We start from the raw sequence: 15,472 nt of genomic DNA, 5'->3' as shown, positions 1-15,472 counted from the left end.
AAAATTCCCCAAGCTCCCTCTCTGTCCAGCAATGCTCTAAAGTTGATAAATATCAATCTAACAAAAACTCAAAGCCCTATTGTACAAGCTTTACAAGCATAAGTTGTTGATAGTTTTGCATGACAGGTTCGGTAGAGCCATGATTTTATTCAACTTCGCGGTTCAAGTAGTGATTATCTCTTGACAGTTTCTGGGACAACTACTAATCTCTATATTAATAAACCTGGCTCTGAACCTGATGAACTTATTGCCATTTTACGGGATCGAACTGGATTAAGTTTAACTGCGAGTTACTTCAACTACGTTTCTAACATCACTTTACCCAGTATTACTCTTGCTGTCTCTCCTAGTAGTGTGACAGAAGACGGGACAACAAATCTAGTTTATACCTTCACCCGTAGTGGTGTAACAACAAATGCTTTAACAGTTAACTATACAGTTGGGGGGACAGCTACTCTTAATACCGATTACACTCGTACAGGGACTACCAATACTGTCACCTTTGCTGCTGGTTCATCCACTGCGACGGTAACAGTTGACCCCACTGCTGATACTACAGTAGAAAGTGATGAAACTGTTATTTTAACCCTCGCTGCGGGGACGGGTTATACAGTAGGTACGACCACCGCAGTGACGGGAACAATCACCAATGTCACCCTTCCCAGTATTACCCTTGCTGTTGCTCCCAGTAGTGTTACCGAAGATGGGACAACAAATCTAGTTTATACCTTCACCCGCACCGGAGTAACCACTAATTCTTTAACGGTTAACTACAGCATCAGTGGGACAGCTACTAATGGAACCGATTACACTTCTATTCCCACCAGCGTCACCTTTGCTGCTGGTTCATCCACTGCGACTGTAACCGTTGACCCCACTGCTGATACAACAGTAGAAAGTGATGAAACTGTTGCTTTAACTCTTACTTCTGGGACTGGTTATACAGTTGGGACAACTACCGCAGTTGCGGGGACAATTACCAATGATGATTTCCCTAGTATTACCCTTGCTGTCTCTCCCTCTCCTGGTAGTGTGACAGAAGATGGGACAACCAACTTACTCTATATCTTCACCCGTACCGGTTCCACAACCAATCCTTTAACGGTTAACTATACAGTTGGGGGGACAGCAACCAATGGAACCGATTACCCTTCTATTCCCACCAGCGTCACCTTTGCTGCTGGTTCATCCACTGCTACTGTAACAGTTGACCCCACTGCTGATACAACAGTAGAAAGTGATGAAACTGTTGCTTTAACTCTTACTTCTGGGACTGGTTATACAGTTGGGACAACTACCGCAGTTACGGGAACAATTACCAATGATGATACCAATGTCACCCTAGCAGTTTCTCCCAGTAGTGTGACAGAAGACGGAACAACTAACTTAGTCTATACCTTCACTCGTAGTGGAGTAACCACTAATCCTTTAACGGTTAACTATACAGTTGGGGGGACAGCTACTAATGGAACCGATTACACTTCTATTCCCACCAGCGTCACCTTTGCTGCTGGTTCATCCACTGCGACTGTAACAGTTGACCCTACTGCTGACACCACAGTAGAAAGTGACGAAACCGTAGCGTTAACCCTCGCTGCCGGGACAGGTTATACAATAGGTACTCCTGACGCAGTTACCGGGACAATTACCAATGATGATTTACCTAGTATCACTCTTGCTATCTCTCCCAGTAGTGTTACCGAAGATGGGACAAGCAATCTCATCTACACTTTCACCCGCACAGGAGATACAACTAATCCCTTAACCGTCAACTATACAGTTGAAGGGACAGCAACCAATGGAAACGATTACACTTCTATTCCCACCAGCGTCACCTTTGCTGCTAATTCAGCGACTGCTACCGTCACAGTTGACCCCACTCCTGACACAATAGTAGAAAGTGACGAAACCGTTATTTTAACTCTTGCTTCTGGGACAGGTTATACAGTTGGGACCACCACCCCAGTGACGGGGACAATTAATAATGACGACTTTTCCCAACTCTCCATCAATAATATCACCGTTGTCGAAGGTCAAAATAGTAATGCAATCCTCACCGTTACTGTCAACAATCCCAATCCACAAGCAATTAGTGTCAATTATACTACTGCACCCGTTAACGCTACCGCTAATGTAGATTACACTAGCAAAACTGGAACTATCACCATTGCACCTAATACTTCCACTGCTACTATTACCATTCCCATCCTCAATGATAACCTTAATGAGGCAAACGAAACTTTTGCCATTAACCTCAGTAATCCCGTCAATGCAACTCTTACCAATAATAAGGGAATTGTCACCATCAGCGACACCTTAACCGCTAATGTCACCACTACCCTACCCGCTAATGTGGAAAATCTGACCCTAACAGGAACCGCCAATATTAACGGTACAGGTAACGCCGGTAACAATAAAATCACCGGAAATAGTGGCAATAATCAAATCAATGGACGTGCTGGAATCGATACTTTAACCGGTGGTTTAGGTGCAGATACTTTTATCTTCCAATTTGGCCAATCTACCAGATCAACAACCGATCATATCACAGATTTTGCCATTAATAGTGATAAAATTGACTTATTAACTCAAGCTGGAAACGCCACGAGTGCGCCTAGTAGTTTCAGTCGTGCTGCTAATAGCACTGTCACCACTTTACAGAATTTAATCAATCAGGTATTTACTGATGCCAATGGAGCGATTACAGGTAATCAAGGATTAGGGGTTAATAGTGCCGCCTTAGTGCAAGTAACAACCGGTGCGATAGCTGGAACTTACCTCGTTATTAATGATAGCACGGCTGGCTTCCAATCCAGCAATGATTTATTAATAAATATCACCGGATTTACTGGTGCTTTACCAGCTTTAGGGAGCATTAATGTTAGTAGCTTCTTTATCTAAGTTTCTAAGCTCTCCTTCTAAGTCACCTAGAAAACGGGTTTCTTCAAGGAACCCGTTTTCTGTGTTAAAAATTGTCAGCTACCCCCGCCATCCATTAGTCACATCTTTCTTAACATAAAGTTTGACAACAACTGTGGTATAACTTCACAATAACTTGATATTATTATTACAATAGTCTCAAAAACAATGATCGAATTAAGTCCCGCCGCCGCTAGAGAAATTGAACGTTGGAGTCAAAGCCGTCGTCTGACTGGTTCCTATCTGCGTTTGGCAGTAAAAAACGGTGGTTGTTCGGGACTTCACTATCATCTCGAATTAACCCCTATTGCGGCAGAAAACGATCGCTTTTATCAAAGTCAGGGTATTAATATTTTAGTCGATCCTGACAGCGATCGCTACCTACAAATTTTAAAATTAGACTATTCAGAAGATCTCATGGGTGGTGGTTTCCGTTTTACCAATGCCAACACCCAAAATACCTGCGGTTGTGGTCTTTCCTTTAGCGCTTAATTAACTGCTCCAAATAGCCAAGACAACTAAAAGCGCATTAACCAGATAAAATGCTCCCACGATCTTGGTTTCGGTCCAACCACTTAATTCTAAATGATGATGAAAAGGAGCCATTTTTAACAATCTTTTGCCCTTGCCATCGGGTCCTTTTGTGGCTTTATAATAGATAACCTGAGCGATTACCGAAAGAGATTCCAGAAAGAAGAGACCACTAATTAAAAATAATCCCCAGAGATGTCCAGTAATTAAACCCACCGCAGCTAAAGCACCTCCCAAAGCGAGGGAACCCGTATCACCCATAAAGACTTTAGCGGGGTTGCGGTTATGAAAAATGAAGCCTAGACAAGCACCAGCAAAACAAGTGCAGAAAATCGCCAAATCTGGATGACTAGGAGCGATAATAATACCTAAACCCAAAAATGCGATCGCACCTGTTCCCCCCGCTAATCCATCCACCCCATCAGTGAGATTAGTGGCGTTACTTTCAGCCACAAGGACAAATCCCGCCAAAATCCAGAAGAAAAAGCCCAAAGGAATCACTAATCGACCCCAAAGGCCGATATCGGTACTCACCTGATTGAACGACATCCAGAGGCAAAAAAGCACCGCCCCCGTTATCTGTAAAATTAACTTCATCCGGGGAGATAGGCCCTTATTCGACTTATAACGCAGAATTTGCCAATCATCTAACCAACCGATACCCATGTAAACAAAGGTCAGCAAAGCAACCGCCACCACATTAGGAGTGAATTTAGACCAGATTAAAGCGAAAATAAGGGCTACTGGCACAAAAAAGCTGCCTCCCATTGTCGGGGTTCCTGCTTTCTTTAAATGAGCCTGTGGTCCATCTTCGCGCATGATCTGACCCATTTTCAAGCGCCGCAGCATCGGTACTACTTGACAACCAAGACCACCACTGATTAACGTTGTGGCCATCAGGGGGAGTAACAGGGAATTAGTGGACTGAAAAAAAACTACTAACAGAAATAGTAATCCCGTTAGTAGAATCAGGAGATGGGTTCCAGTGGGTTTTTTAAAGATAGGGGCGGAAAAAATGTTAGCGTTCACGACTAAAGCGCCAGATAAGGGTAAAATTTGCCAAAGAAGACGGGATTAATCTTCATCTAAGACTAATTCATCTTCGTCGTCATCATAACCGATATCATCGACATCCATCAGTTCAGATAGTTCCACATCTTCTTCGAGAGTCAGATCTGGTTCGGCGATTTTATCCCGGGGAATCATGCGATTATTTTTTTCTAACCACTCGACAATGGAAGCGTCTTTTTTTAGGGGAATAACCGCGGCCGGTTCGTAGCGGGGTTCTTGACGAATAGAAGGATTAAGCATAATCACTCGACGATTAACAGCAATCATTTCGAGTTTACCATGTCTTTTAAGGCTCTGATAATCTCTTGATTGGCAGCGGGGAAAGTGTAATGATCTAGTTCCTGGATAGTTACCCAGCGGATTTCTTCACATTCGATCGCCCTTGCTTTGCCGCTGAGATAACGACAGTTATATACTTGTAGATTAACCCGAAAATGACTATAGGTGTGATCGATAGTGATTAAATGACTATCCACTGCGATTTCAATGCCAATTTCTTCTAATATCTCCCGTTTAATACATTCCTGTACCGTTTCATTGCCTTCGATTTTGCCCCCGGGGAATTCCCAAAAACCGCCCAAGAGTCCCTTGGCTAGACGGCGATCGATTAAAATTAAATCTCGATCATCTCTAATTACGGCCACACCGATTTGTTTAGAAGCTAAAGAGTCTGTTTCGGGAATCATAGCGGTTATTGGCGAAAAAATAGGAAAAAATAGTTAAAAACTGACTGCGGAAAATTGAGTCAAAAGATGATATAATCGAGAATTGTACGATTAACGATTAACAATGACAGTCAGTTCCGAATCAAAGTTTATTTTAAAAGTATTGTGGTTAGATCAGAACGTAGCGATCGCTGTGGATCAGGTGGTCGGCAAAGGAACTAGCCCCCTCACCGCTTATTTTTTCTGGCCGCGCAATGATGCTTGGCAACAACTGCAAGAGGAGTTAGAAGCAAAACACTGGATTGATGAGTCCGATCGCGTTGATGTTCTCAACAAAGCCACAGAAGTAATTAATTTTTGGCAAGAGTTACGCAATCAAGGCCGACAAATCCCCATGGCCGATGCACAGTTAAAATTCCCCGAAGTTGTTTTTAGTGGTAGCAATTAATCGGCTTTTTAGCCGTCAGCTAGATAATCTTGATAATAGGCAGAAAAATGGCTAAAAGCTGATTGCTAAAGGCTAAAAAATTAATCGGGTAGGTTTATATAAACCCGCCCGATTTTGCTTTAATTTAATTTGATTTGGTTGGGTTTAAACCGATACTAAACCGCCGGCGGCCTGGTATCTAGCGCGAGCTTTGCGCCATGATTGTTGCGCTTGGATAGTTTTGCGACGGTCATCCCCTTTACTGACTTCATCGAGACGGGTTTGGGCCCGTTCGTATTCGGCGCGAGCTTTTTCTTTATCGATTTTTGAGCCTAATTCCGCCCCATTAACAAGGACTTTGATCTCATTATTTTCGACTTCAGCAAAACCGCCCAAAACTGCGATATTTTCCCAGTCTTTCCCCGGTCGAATTCGCATTACGCCAATATTCAGGGCAGTTAATAAAGGAGCGTGACCACTAAGAATACCTAATTGTCCCGTGGAACTGGGTAGGATTACTTCTTCAGCCACGTTATCCCAGACAATGCGATCGGGTGTAATAACCCGTACTGTAATGCTCATTGGTGATAATAACGATAATTTTGGCAGATTTCTGGGTTAAGTAACCGCTAAACGCGGTTACTACTGACTTTTAATTAGCCTTTTTTGAGTTTTTCGCCTTTAGCGATCGCTTCATCGATATTGCCGACCATATAGAACGCTTGTTCGGGTAAGCTATCGAGTTCACCTTTGAGGATCATCTGGAAGCCTTTGATCGTATCGGCGAGGGTAACGTATTTACCCGGAGAACCGGTGAACACTTCGGCCACGAAGAAAGGTTGCGAGAGGAAACGCTCAATTTTGCGAGCGCGGTCAACGGTGAGACGATCTTCTTCCGACAATTCGTCTAAACCGAGAATAGCGATGATGTCCTGTAACTCTTTATAGCGTTGCAGGGTAGATTGGACGGCGCGAGCGGTGCCGTAGTGTTCATCACCGACGATATCAGCTTGGAGCATGGTGCTGGTGGAACCGAGGGGATCTACCGCCGGATAGATACCTTTGGAAGCCAGGCCACGGGATAGTACAGTAGTTCCGTCCAAGTGAGCGAAGGTAGTAGCGGGAGCGGGGTCAGTCAAGTCATCCGCAGGTACATAGACCGCTTGGATGGAAGTGATCGATCCTTCTTTGGTGGAGGTAATCCGCTCTTGCAGGTCGCCTACGTCAGTGCCGAGGGTGGGTTGGTATCCTACCGCAGAAGGCATCCGACCGAGGAGCGCCGATACTTCCGAACCAGCTTGCACGAAACGGAAGATATTATCAATAAATAAGAGTACGTCTTGCTTGCTGACATCGCGGAAATATTCGGCCATGGTCAAAGCAGAGAGACCGACGCGCATTCTCGCTCCGGGGGGTTCGTTCATCTGACCGTAAACGAGGGCAATTTTCGAGTCTTCGGGGTTATCAGCGTTGATTACCTTCGATTCGATCATCTCGTTGTAGAGGTCGTTTCCTTCGCGGGTTCTTTCACCCACACCGCCAAAAACCGAGACACCCCCGTGTTGAATGGCGATATTGTTGATTAATTCCATCATAATGACGGTTTTGCCCACACCAGCACCCCCAAAGAGGCCGATTTTGCCACCTTGACGGTAGGGGGTGAGCAGGTCAATTACCTTGATACCGGTTTCAAAAACCGTCGGTGTTACTTCAAGATCGACTAATTTGGGAGCGGGACGGTGAATAGGAGAGGTTTCGGTGACGTTAACCGGTCCTTTTTCGTCCACGGGTTCACCAAGAACGTTAAAAATCCGACCGAGGGTGCATTTACCCACGGGAACGCTAATCGCTGCACCGGTATCGACGATATCCATACCGCGCACTAAACCATCGGTGGTACTCATGGCAACGGCCCGCACTTGGTTGTCACCGAGTAACTGTTGTACTTCACAAGTAACGGATAAATTTTGACCAGCGGAGTTGGTTCCTTTTACGGTTAAGGCATTATAAATACGGGGCAGTTTGCCACTGGGAAATTCGGCATCGATGACAGGACCGATGATCTGGACGATTTTACCAACGTTAGTTTCTGTTGTCGCTACCATTGTTTATGTCTACTCTGGGTTTTAGCTGATAACTCCCACAAGGGGAAAGTCTTAATTTTTTGTAAAATTAGCCAATACACAGCTTATCACGCTAGGGGATCAGATCAGTTATCAGTTACCAGTGATCAGATGTGAGTTTTCCGTGGACAGTCTGAGCGGTGATTGGTATTAAATGGCAATTTTCTGCTTACTGGTTACTGATCACTGATAAAAAGTAAGGCAGGCCTTAGCCTACCTTAAAACAAAGCGAGGTTGATCAACTTTGAAGATGCCGATGCGGATGCAGTGCATGGAATTAGTCCATTACCATATATTGTCGATTATAGCAAGGGTTTTGCTGGCTGTATAGATTCAATTAACAAATAATTGTAAGCTTGACCATAGATTTTAATCTATAAATCGATCCACAAGAACTATCTCCCGTCAAATTTTCAAGGGACAGCTTTAGATAGGGTTTATGGTAGGGGTGCCGGGCCTGCGCCCAAAATGTGTTATGGATATTTCTACAAAACTGAGATGCACTGCCTTCTCAACCGTCCGGGAGAATTGTGCTGTAAGATATCCTCAGTTTAAATTGTTTAGGCTCGCAATCGTAGATGAGAATAAATTTCGGTAGCTTTTGCGGCAATCTCAGGAAATTATCGGTTAATTATATGAATTCTGGTAAAATTATCGCCATTATCACAGGAGCGATTTCGATTTTAATCGCCGTTGCCTATTTAATCCTAGTCCAGATTCTGGACTTTCGCACCGAGATGATTCCCGCTCCCCTAGAAGTTATTTTTCCAGGATGATAAAAATCGGGGTTGAAAAATTTTCAACCCCGAAAAAAGCAATTTTTGAGGGGATTAACCCACCGGTTGTAACTGTAATTGCGAGAGAATATCGCTCTGCTCAGAGCGCTGATGACTAGAGACTGTCACCACAGCTTCAGCAGTTACATCTAATATCGCATGGTCTCCAGAATTGACTTTTCCCGATAACATCGCCTCGGCTAAACTATCCTCTAAGCGTCGAGTTAAGGCACGACGTAAAGGCCGCGCACCGTAGCTAGGATCATAACCCTCATTGATGACCAAATCCTTAAAAGCGGCGGTAACTTCCACAGAAATGCCTTTTTCTGTCAATTGTTTGGCTATATCTGCGATCAGAATATCGGCAATCTGGGTAACTTCTTCGCGAGTTAACTGTCGGAAAACAATGATTTCATCGAGACGGTTGAGAAATTCGGGACGGAAATATTGTTTTAACTCCTCTGTCACCCGATTAGAAATCTGTTGGTAACGGGATTGAGCAAAATCGTCAGCAATCTCGAATCCTAAGCTATTACCGCCCTTTTCGATGACTTTTGAGCCAATATTCGAGGTCATGATAATTAGGGTATTCTTAAAGTCCACCCGACGACCTTGGGAATCGGTCAAATGACCATCTTCTAACAGTTGCAGGAGAAGATTAAAAACATCGGGATGTGCTTTCTCGATTTCGTCAAACAAAACCACTCTATAGGGTTGACGACGCACTGCTTCCGTTAACTGACCGCCTTCATTGTAACCGATGTATCCGGGAGGCGCACCAATTAACTTAGAAACCGTATGGGATTCCATAAATTCCGACATATCTAGGCGAATCATACTGGATTCCGAGCCAAAGAGCAACTTAGCTAAGGCTTTCGTTAATTCAGTTTTACCGACTCCCGTGGGACCGGCAAAAATAAACGAGGCAATCGGACGGTTAGGATTCTTTAAATTTACTCGCGCTCGACGAATGGCACGAGAAACGGCATTTACTGCCTCCTGTTGACCAATAATCCGCTCGTGCAGTTGAGATTCCAGATTTAAGAGCGATTCTGACTCAGTTTCAGTTAATTGGGTAACGGGAATACCTGTCCAAGCGGCGACAATTTGGGCAATTTCCTCCGCATCCACCACGGGAATTAAAGATTCGGGGTTAATTAGGGGTGATTCTTCCCTAACCTCCGCAGGACTTTTACTTTGCAGGGAATAGCGTAGATGGGTGCGGGATCCCGCTTCATCGAGAAGATCGATCGCTTTGTCCGGTAAAAAGCGATCATTGATATAGCGAGAGGATAGATTAACGGCAGCTTCGATCGCTTTTTGATCGTATTTTACCTGATGGAAATCCTCGTAGGTGGCTTTTAAACCGCGTAAAATCTCGATCGCCTGCTCTTTAGTCGGTTCTCCCACCATAACTGGCTGAAAACGTCTTTCTAGAGCCGCATCTCGCTCAATATGCTGTTTATACTCATCGAGAGTGGTTGCCCCTAAACACTGTAACTCGCCGCGAGCTAAAGCAGGTTTAAGCAAGTTAGAAGCATCCATGGCTCCTCCCATGCTACCAGCACCCACAAGAGTGTGAATTTCATCGATAAACAGGATAATACTGCCCGATTTGCGAACTTCCTCCACAACACCCTTTAAACGTTCCTCAAAATCGCCGCGAAAACGGGTTCCTGCCAGTAAAGACCCCATATCGAGGGCAATTACCTGTTTATCCTGCAAAAGTTCGGGAATATCGCCATTATGGATGCGTTGTGCTAACCCTTCAGCGATCGCAGTTTTCCCCACCCCCGGCTCACCCAGTAAAATCGGGTTACTTTTGGTACGACGGCCTAAAATTTGGACAACTCGCTCGATTTCTGGCTCTCTACCGATTACAGGGTCAATTTTGCCATTTTTGACCTCTTGGCTTAAATTGCGACCATATTGGGCTAAAATACCGTCTTTGGGAGTATTTTTCTGGTCTTCATAGTCACTATCACTCGTGAAGCGACCACTAGCGACTTTTTCCCCGGCATTTTTAATTAAAAGGCCGCGAAGTTGCAGGAGATCAACACCCTGCATAATTAAAATTTTAGCGGCTAGGGATTCGGGATCGGCGGTGATAGCGAGTAATAGATGTTCAGGTGCGATCGCTTTTTCCCCTAATTGTCGAGCTTCCTGAAATGCTTGCTCGAACATCTTTTTCGCTTTCGGGGTAAAAGGGATATTAACGGGACTGTAACCCGTGCCGCGGCCGGTCATTCCTTCAATCAGGCGGCGACTTTCGTGCAGGGTGACTTTTAAATCCTTGAGAATTAAGGCTGCGGTGGCGGTGGCTTCTCCTATCAATCCTAACAGTAAATGCTCCGTACCCACGACACTGTGACCGGTACGACGGGCCTCTTCTTGGGCGAACATCACCGCTTTGATAGCTTTCTGGTTAAAGTATTCAAACATGATTGACGGCTTCCTGGCTACTGGGCTTTACCTGTTACTGTAACGTTTTCTTTACATTAGCCGGAAGGGTGATATCCGTATCAGTAGGGTGGGTTAGGGGACAGGAGTAGGGAGTAGGGGCAATTCATGAATTGCCCCTACTAGCGGGCGCATCGCACGGGTCATTTTCTACACCATCCAACGGGCGGCTTCTTTGGTAGGCCGCCAATTGCGAATCGAGTTGCTCTGATGAGCTTCTGGTATTGCATTATGAACTGGAGGCGGCGTAAATTCTGCTTAAGGGAAAACGCTATGGCTCAAGTAGCGGTTAGCGAAATTTTGAACCCTATTACCGAATCTGACACACCGCGCCACAATCCCTCACGGAAGGCGATAGGTCGCCTGAGAAGCAGTAAAACAGGGGAAAATACCTGAAACTCTTTACCCTGTGAATCCCTAAGCGAGGGAGAAGAATATAAAGATTTATTAAATTGTAGCTTTTGCTACAGTTGTGGGGGGGAGTGTGTATTAGTTTTCTATCTCATTTTGGTGTTGGGTTGGGGTGTTGCTTTACCTAGCTACGAAGAAGCGATCGCAATACCCGCAATTTCAACAATGGCATGGGCAAGGATGCGCGAGTCTATCTCGATTCGATAGAAACACTACTAAAAAGATTAATATTCATTATGGGTTGGAGAAATTCACTTTTACTAACATTGTTGATTTTTGTTGGTCTTAGACCTCTTGGAGTCTTAGTGACAGCACTTTGGGCAGCAATTGATTCCCATAGAATAGAAATTCATAAGTATAAAATTACAGGATCATTCGTACCCTCATTTGGTAATTCATGGTCAGTTTTTTTGTTTGTATTGCTCCTTTGGGTGTATTGTTTTCCTGTCTATTTGATTATTAGAGGAAAGATTCTTAAAGGAATTATACCTTTAAGAAACGAAGACGAATAAGGCTACTAATGAATCCAGACTAACTCCCCTCTCCTGCTCCCAGAGGGGTTGGGGGAGAGGTCAAATCATCAAACCATTATCTATCAACGAGTTGCTCATCGCCAAGAAATTTATAAAATTTTCCCTTAGTGCGATAACATGATCTTGTATGGTATTTTCTTCAAACGCAAACTAAAACCTTCCCAATCTACCGAAAAAGAAACAACAAAAGCCGGCTAAATTGTTTCTAAAAATACCATAAATGCCCCCTTGATTCAGTCAGACCAAGTTTAGAGTAAAACTCGTAGTTTGGGTTGACGCAAGGAAACCCAACAACTTCCCGGAATATTTTCACAATCTTGGTTGGGTTTCGCCTTTTGAGCCGATTGGTAATACCTGCTCAATAATGATAGCTCAACCCAACCTTGTATTCTTTCTTTTCCTGAACCAGTTTTTTCTTTTCTAAGCAGTTCCTTGAGTTCTGCTTCACTTTCAGATATTTCTATCTTATAAACTCCTGCCATATTTTTCCTTTAACTCTACTAATATGATATTCTAGCCTATCTGTAGTCACATTTTGGAGAATTGGTATCAATTACAGTTTCAAAAAAAAATACTACACGCGGCGGAAAAAGAAAGTGAAAGGGTACAGCAAAAAAGAGTGGAATACTGGTCTCAAGTGCGGGAAATTGAGGCATCAAAACTAATTTTTATCGATGAATCGGGGGTAAATTTAGCCCTTTTGAGACTCTATGCTAGAGCCTTAATTGGCCAAAGAGCTAGGGGAAGAAAACCACAAAAAAGAGGGAGAAATATTTCAATAATTAGTGCTATAAGCTTAGAAAAAGTTGTGGCATCAGTCAACATATACGGTGCAGTGGATGCGGTAACATACGATACATCTGTACTAAAAAAAAGTGCCTGGCTTTTAGGGTATTTTACCTTTTTTTGGGCTTTTCTTCTAGACTTTATTGAGTCGAAACCTTTTTCCTATCGGCATTTCAGGCTTTTTCAGCAAGCCCTAATTAATGCCGTACTGAAAAAATATATGCTAGAACATAATCGTTAAGTGTGATCGCTACAAGCACCACAAATTAACAAATCTCTGCATTCCTCTCCCTAGCGGCGATTCATCTCGGACAATAGCGACATCCCCTCCTTCCGCCAGGAAACGCCTCCTCAACACCCAGATGAGTTTGGAGTTACAGCACAACCAGAATAAGGACTAATATCAACCGACGGGATTCAACTGACCTAATTCGACGCTCACCGCATCAAAGCGATTGTCCCCGGGACGATAGGAGAGAATTTTCAACCCCTAGTTAACAATAACGGGTACGGTAGGGATCGAACCTACAACCGTCCGCTTAGAAGGCGGATGCTCTATCCATTGAGCTACGTACCCAGGAAAGCACAATTATAGATCATACCTCCAAAAGTGACAAGTGGTAGGACTAATTTTCGCCGTTGCCCCTCTTTGCCACTGTCCAAGCTTAATGATGATGGTGATGTCCGTGGTGATGATGGTGGTCGGAATGAATGTGAGGAATTGTTACAGAACTATTGACAGATAAAGCCTCTTGTGATCCGAGAGCTTCGATATGTTCCTCGGCCCAATCGGCGACCATCTGGCAAAATTCGGGGTTATCGTTGACACAGGCCATCTGCACATAATTAACCTGGTCGTGTTTGCGGCGTAAAGCTTCGATAATATGCTCCACATCCAGTAAAGTTTCGTGATTTTCCGTAGCAAAGCCAATCGGCATGAAAATTAAGGCTTTGGCCCCCAATTCGATTAAATTCTTCGCCGCTAACTCTGCATTCGGTTGCGTCCATTTAATTAAAGGGGTTTGGTGATTTAACCAACCCACAGAAATCAAGGGATAACGATAGATTAATTTTTCCCGGACCAACTCGTATAAAGCTTGACTTTCATCGATTCCCGACGTAAATCCCTTAGCTTCGTGGGGACAACCGTGATTCATTAAAATAATGCCAATTTGCGAGGGAAGACAGCTACTAGCTACCTCGGCCGCGATTTTTTCCTCCACTAACCGCGCCATTAAATCTATATAAGCGGGTTGGTTATAAAACGAGGGAATATAGCGCAATCCTTTGACCCAATGTTCCCCCGTTTGTCCTTGAGCTAAAGCTTTGTTAACTTGTTCGATCGCAATGCCACTGGTAAAGATAGAATCAACCACGAGGAGAGGATAGATCAAAATTTTCTCGAATCCCCGCTCGCGGATTTCCGTTAATACTTGTGCTGGTAAAAAAGGCGCGCAGAAGTTAAACGCTTTGAATACCTCCACCCGATTACCCCATTTTGCCTGTAAATTGCGCTCGATTTCCTGTCTTTGATGCTCGAAAATGTGGTTATGGGGCGAAATAAAGTGATTATGCTGGTGTTGCCATTCGTGTAGGTCAAATAGGGCCAATAATTTCGCTAGGGGAGGATAAACCCAAGTCGGTACGGGAGCGAACTTAGCCGTCAGCAGATTTAAGGCCTGTTCATTATAGTTGGCAAAGTCCTCGTAACTCTCCACCTCCCCGTATCCCATCAATAATACCGCCACTCGATCGCTGTGGTTGTGGGTAGCGGCTAACTGTTGTTGATCTGAAATGGCAACCACGTTTTTAACCCCGATTTTCTTAAGTGAAAAACGCTATATCACTGGGATAGTAGCATTTTTCCATCCTATCCCCTCGCACGGGATAGACCGCTAAAAATTTATAACCTCTACAGAATCATACAGATTGCTTATCATCTTCATTAATAAAACGATATGTAAAGAAACTTTAAATAATGTTAAGATCGTTGCAGTCCCACCTATGAGAGATATGACAGCAGGCGTGTTTGGTAGCTTACCTTTTCCCAATCAGAGCGGCGATCAACTCATCAGTAAAGTGGTGAGTGCTGCGATCGCTGCATTATTCAAACGTACAGGCAAGCTGACAGCGACTGTCCGCGCCGAACCCGTAGCCAAATTACTGCAAGGCAGTATCGACGGTTTTGACTTTATCGGTCAGTCGATGCTGATGTACAATGGCCTACGCATCGAAGCCATGGAATTGTATGTGCAAGCGGTGGCGATCGATTTTAGTGCCATTTTTACCGGACAGGTAAAACTCCGTCAACCGACGCGGGCCACTTTGCGGGTAGTTTTAACGGAAGAAGACTTAACCACCTCTTTTAATACACCTTTTATTGTCGAAAAACTGCAAAGATTAGAGTACGAAGGTAAATCAATTCACTGTCAGAATACGGAATTAATTCTCAATGACGACAAAACTTTAACTCTGAAAAGTCTAATTAAATTAGGAGAAGAAGCACCAATTCTTCTAGAAATGACCACTGCTGTGGTTGTGGAAGAACGGCGAAAAATTCAATTTGTTGATGTGGTTTATCAAGGCGACGAAAGATCGAAAGCTTTAGGAGAAGCTTTAATCAGCCACGTTAACAACCTCATGGATTTAGATAAATTTGCCCTCGATGGTACTCAATTAAGGGTTGATCGACTACGTTTAAAAGATAAACAGATTATCTTTTATGGTATCGCCGATATCGAGCGTTTTCCCCAAAGAAAATAGGCAGTAT

13 protein-coding genes, 1 tRNA gene and 1 pseudogene are annotated in these 15,472 nt (G+C 44.0%); 6 read left to right on the top strand and 9 right to left on the bottom strand.

The genetic code is table 11. The annotated features are described in order from the left end of the window. Positions 1-180 precede the first annotated feature (180 nt). Together ACOCD9_RS16185 and ACOCD9_RS16180 are read left to right on the top strand one after the other, a co-directional pair. A complete protein-coding gene (locus tag ACOCD9_RS16185) occupies positions 181-2,901 on the top strand; it encodes a beta strand repeat-containing protein (RefSeq protein ID WP_419547948.1) in 2,721 nt (906 codons plus the stop codon). A gap of 186 nt (positions 2,902-3,087) precedes the next feature. Next, on the top strand, positions 3,088-3,411 hold the full coding sequence (locus ACOCD9_RS16180; RefSeq protein ID WP_002766059.1) for a HesB/IscA family protein: 324 nt from the start codon (positions 3,088-3,090) through the stop codon (positions 3,409-3,411). On the opposite strand, the gene mraY is transcribed toward ACOCD9_RS16180, so the two are convergent. The 3 genes from mraY to mutT are packed head-to-tail and all read right to left on the bottom strand — an operon-like array spanning position 3,412 to position 5,207. Then, entirely contained in the window at positions 3,412-4,479 is a 1,068-nt protein-coding gene (gene mraY, locus ACOCD9_RS16175; protein ID WP_287700959.1) for a phospho-N-acetylmuramoyl-pentapeptide-transferase, read from the bottom strand. It abuts the gene before it with no gap. Positions 4,480-4,524: 45 nt separating this feature from the next. After that, positions 4,525-4,788: a DUF3134 domain-containing protein gene (locus ACOCD9_RS16170; protein ID WP_002735746.1), complete on the bottom strand. Its 264-nt coding sequence runs from the start codon at positions 4,786-4,788 to the stop codon at positions 4,525-4,527. Beyond that, a complete protein-coding gene (gene mutT / locus ACOCD9_RS16165; protein WP_287700961.1) occupies positions 4,785-5,207 on the bottom strand; it encodes an 8-oxo-dGTP diphosphatase MutT in 423 nt (140 codons plus the stop codon). The genes ACOCD9_RS16170 and mutT overlap by 4 nt, the downstream gene beginning before the upstream one ends. A gap of 103 nt (positions 5,208-5,310) precedes the next feature. On the opposite strand from mutT, the gene ACOCD9_RS16160 reads away from it, so the two are divergent. Then, a complete protein-coding gene (locus ACOCD9_RS16160) occupies positions 5,311-5,634 on the top strand; it encodes a 30S ribosomal protein PSRP-3 (RefSeq protein ID WP_002760450.1) in 324 nt (107 codons plus the stop codon). Positions 5,635-5,778: 144 nt separating this feature from the next. On the opposite strand, the gene atpC is transcribed toward ACOCD9_RS16160, so the two are convergent. Together atpC and atpD are read right to left on the bottom strand one after the other, a co-directional pair. Continuing rightward, a complete protein-coding gene (gene atpC / locus ACOCD9_RS16155; RefSeq protein ID WP_002735380.1) occupies positions 5,779-6,195 on the bottom strand; it encodes an ATP synthase F1 subunit epsilon in 417 nt (138 codons plus the stop codon). A gap of 74 nt (positions 6,196-6,269) precedes the next feature. After that, entirely contained in the window at positions 6,270-7,718 is a 1,449-nt protein-coding gene (gene atpD / locus ACOCD9_RS16150; protein ID WP_149986192.1) for a F0F1 ATP synthase subunit beta, read from the bottom strand. A 653-nt stretch (positions 7,719-8,371) separates the two neighbouring features. On the opposite strand from atpD, the gene ACOCD9_RS16145 reads away from it, so the two are divergent. Further along, positions 8,372-8,512 (top strand): hypothetical protein, encoded by a 141-nt coding sequence (locus ACOCD9_RS16145; RefSeq protein WP_170863676.1) that lies wholly within the window; start codon positions 8,372-8,374, stop codon positions 8,510-8,512. A 54-nt stretch (positions 8,513-8,566) separates the two neighbouring features. On the opposite strand, the gene ACOCD9_RS16140 is transcribed toward ACOCD9_RS16145, so the two are convergent. Both ACOCD9_RS16140 and ACOCD9_RS16135 read right to left on the bottom strand, forming a co-directional pair. After that, positions 8,567-10,954: an ATP-dependent Clp protease ATP-binding subunit gene (locus ACOCD9_RS16140; RefSeq protein ID WP_419547947.1), complete on the bottom strand. Its 2,388-nt coding sequence runs from the start codon at positions 10,952-10,954 to the stop codon at positions 8,567-8,569. A gap of 1,210 nt (positions 10,955-12,164) precedes the next feature. After that, positions 12,165-12,398, bottom strand: a complete 234-nt coding sequence (locus tag ACOCD9_RS16135; RefSeq protein ID WP_287700964.1) for a hypothetical protein — start codon at positions 12,396-12,398, stop codon at positions 12,165-12,167. A gap of 66 nt (positions 12,399-12,464) precedes the next feature. On the opposite strand from ACOCD9_RS16135, the pseudogene ACOCD9_RS16130 reads away from it, so the two are divergent. Beyond that, a pseudogene (locus tag ACOCD9_RS16130) lies at positions 12,465-12,790 on the top strand (transposase); the annotation flags it as partial. A gap of 416 nt (positions 12,791-13,206) precedes the next feature. Here ACOCD9_RS16130 and ACOCD9_RS16125 read toward each other — a convergent pair. Both ACOCD9_RS16125 and ACOCD9_RS16120 read right to left on the bottom strand, forming a co-directional pair. Then, positions 13,207-13,279, bottom strand: a tRNA-Arg gene (locus tag ACOCD9_RS16125). An 88-nt stretch (positions 13,280-13,367) separates the two neighbouring features. Further along, positions 13,368-14,507, bottom strand: a complete 1,140-nt coding sequence (locus tag ACOCD9_RS16120) for a ferrochelatase (RefSeq protein WP_287700966.1) — start codon at positions 14,505-14,507, stop codon at positions 13,368-13,370. A 199-nt stretch (positions 14,508-14,706) separates the two neighbouring features. Between ACOCD9_RS16120 and ACOCD9_RS16115 the strand changes: the two genes are divergently transcribed. Beyond that, positions 14,707-15,465, top strand: coding sequence for a DUF2993 domain-containing protein (locus ACOCD9_RS16115; protein ID WP_287700968.1), 759 nt, complete (start codon positions 14,707-14,709; stop codon positions 15,463-15,465). The last annotated feature ends 7 nt before the right edge of the window (positions 15,466-15,472 follow it).

The sequence above is a fragment of the Microcystis sp. genome (assembly GCF_048564745.1).
In the GTDB taxonomy this organism is placed as follows: domain Bacteria; phylum Cyanobacteriota; class Cyanobacteriia; order Cyanobacteriales; family Microcystaceae; genus Microcystis; species Microcystis ichthyoblabe_A.
The sequence above is the reverse complement of the archived record's forward strand: the minus strand, read 5'-3'. Positions and strand labels throughout refer to the sequence as shown.

Excerpts from the sequence above, each read along its gene's own strand:
- ACOCD9_RS16180 (WP_002766059.1), top strand. The coding sequence starts at position 3,088 with ATGATCGAATTAAGTCCCGCCGCCGCTAGAGAAATTGAACGTTGGAGT.
- ACOCD9_RS16170 (WP_002735746.1), bottom strand. The coding sequence starts at position 4,788 with ATGATTGCTGTTAATCGTCGAGTGATTATGCTTAATCCTTCTATTCGT.
- mutT (WP_287700961.1), bottom strand. The coding sequence starts at position 5,207 with ATGATTCCCGAAACAGACTCTTTAGCTTCTAAACAAATCGGTGTGGCC.
- ACOCD9_RS16160 (WP_002760450.1), top strand. The coding sequence starts at position 5,311 with ATGACAGTCAGTTCCGAATCAAAGTTTATTTTAAAAGTATTGTGGTTA.
- atpC (WP_002735380.1), bottom strand. The coding sequence starts at position 6,195 with ATGAGCATTACAGTACGGGTTATTACACCCGATCGCATTGTCTGGGAT.
- atpD (WP_149986192.1), bottom strand. The coding sequence starts at position 7,718 with ATGGTAGCGACAACAGAAACTAACGTTGGTAAAATCGTCCAGATCATC.
- ACOCD9_RS16145 (WP_170863676.1), top strand. The coding sequence starts at position 8,372 with ATGAATTCTGGTAAAATTATCGCCATTATCACAGGAGCGATTTCGATT.
- ACOCD9_RS16140 (WP_419547947.1), bottom strand. The coding sequence starts at position 10,954 with ATGTTTGAATACTTTAACCAGAAAGCTATCAAAGCGGTGATGTTCGCC.
- ACOCD9_RS16135 (WP_287700964.1), bottom strand. The coding sequence starts at position 12,398 with ATGGCAGGAGTTTATAAGATAGAAATATCTGAAAGTGAAGCAGAACTC.
- ACOCD9_RS16115 (WP_287700968.1), top strand. The coding sequence starts at position 14,707 with ATGAGAGATATGACAGCAGGCGTGTTTGGTAGCTTACCTTTTCCCAAT.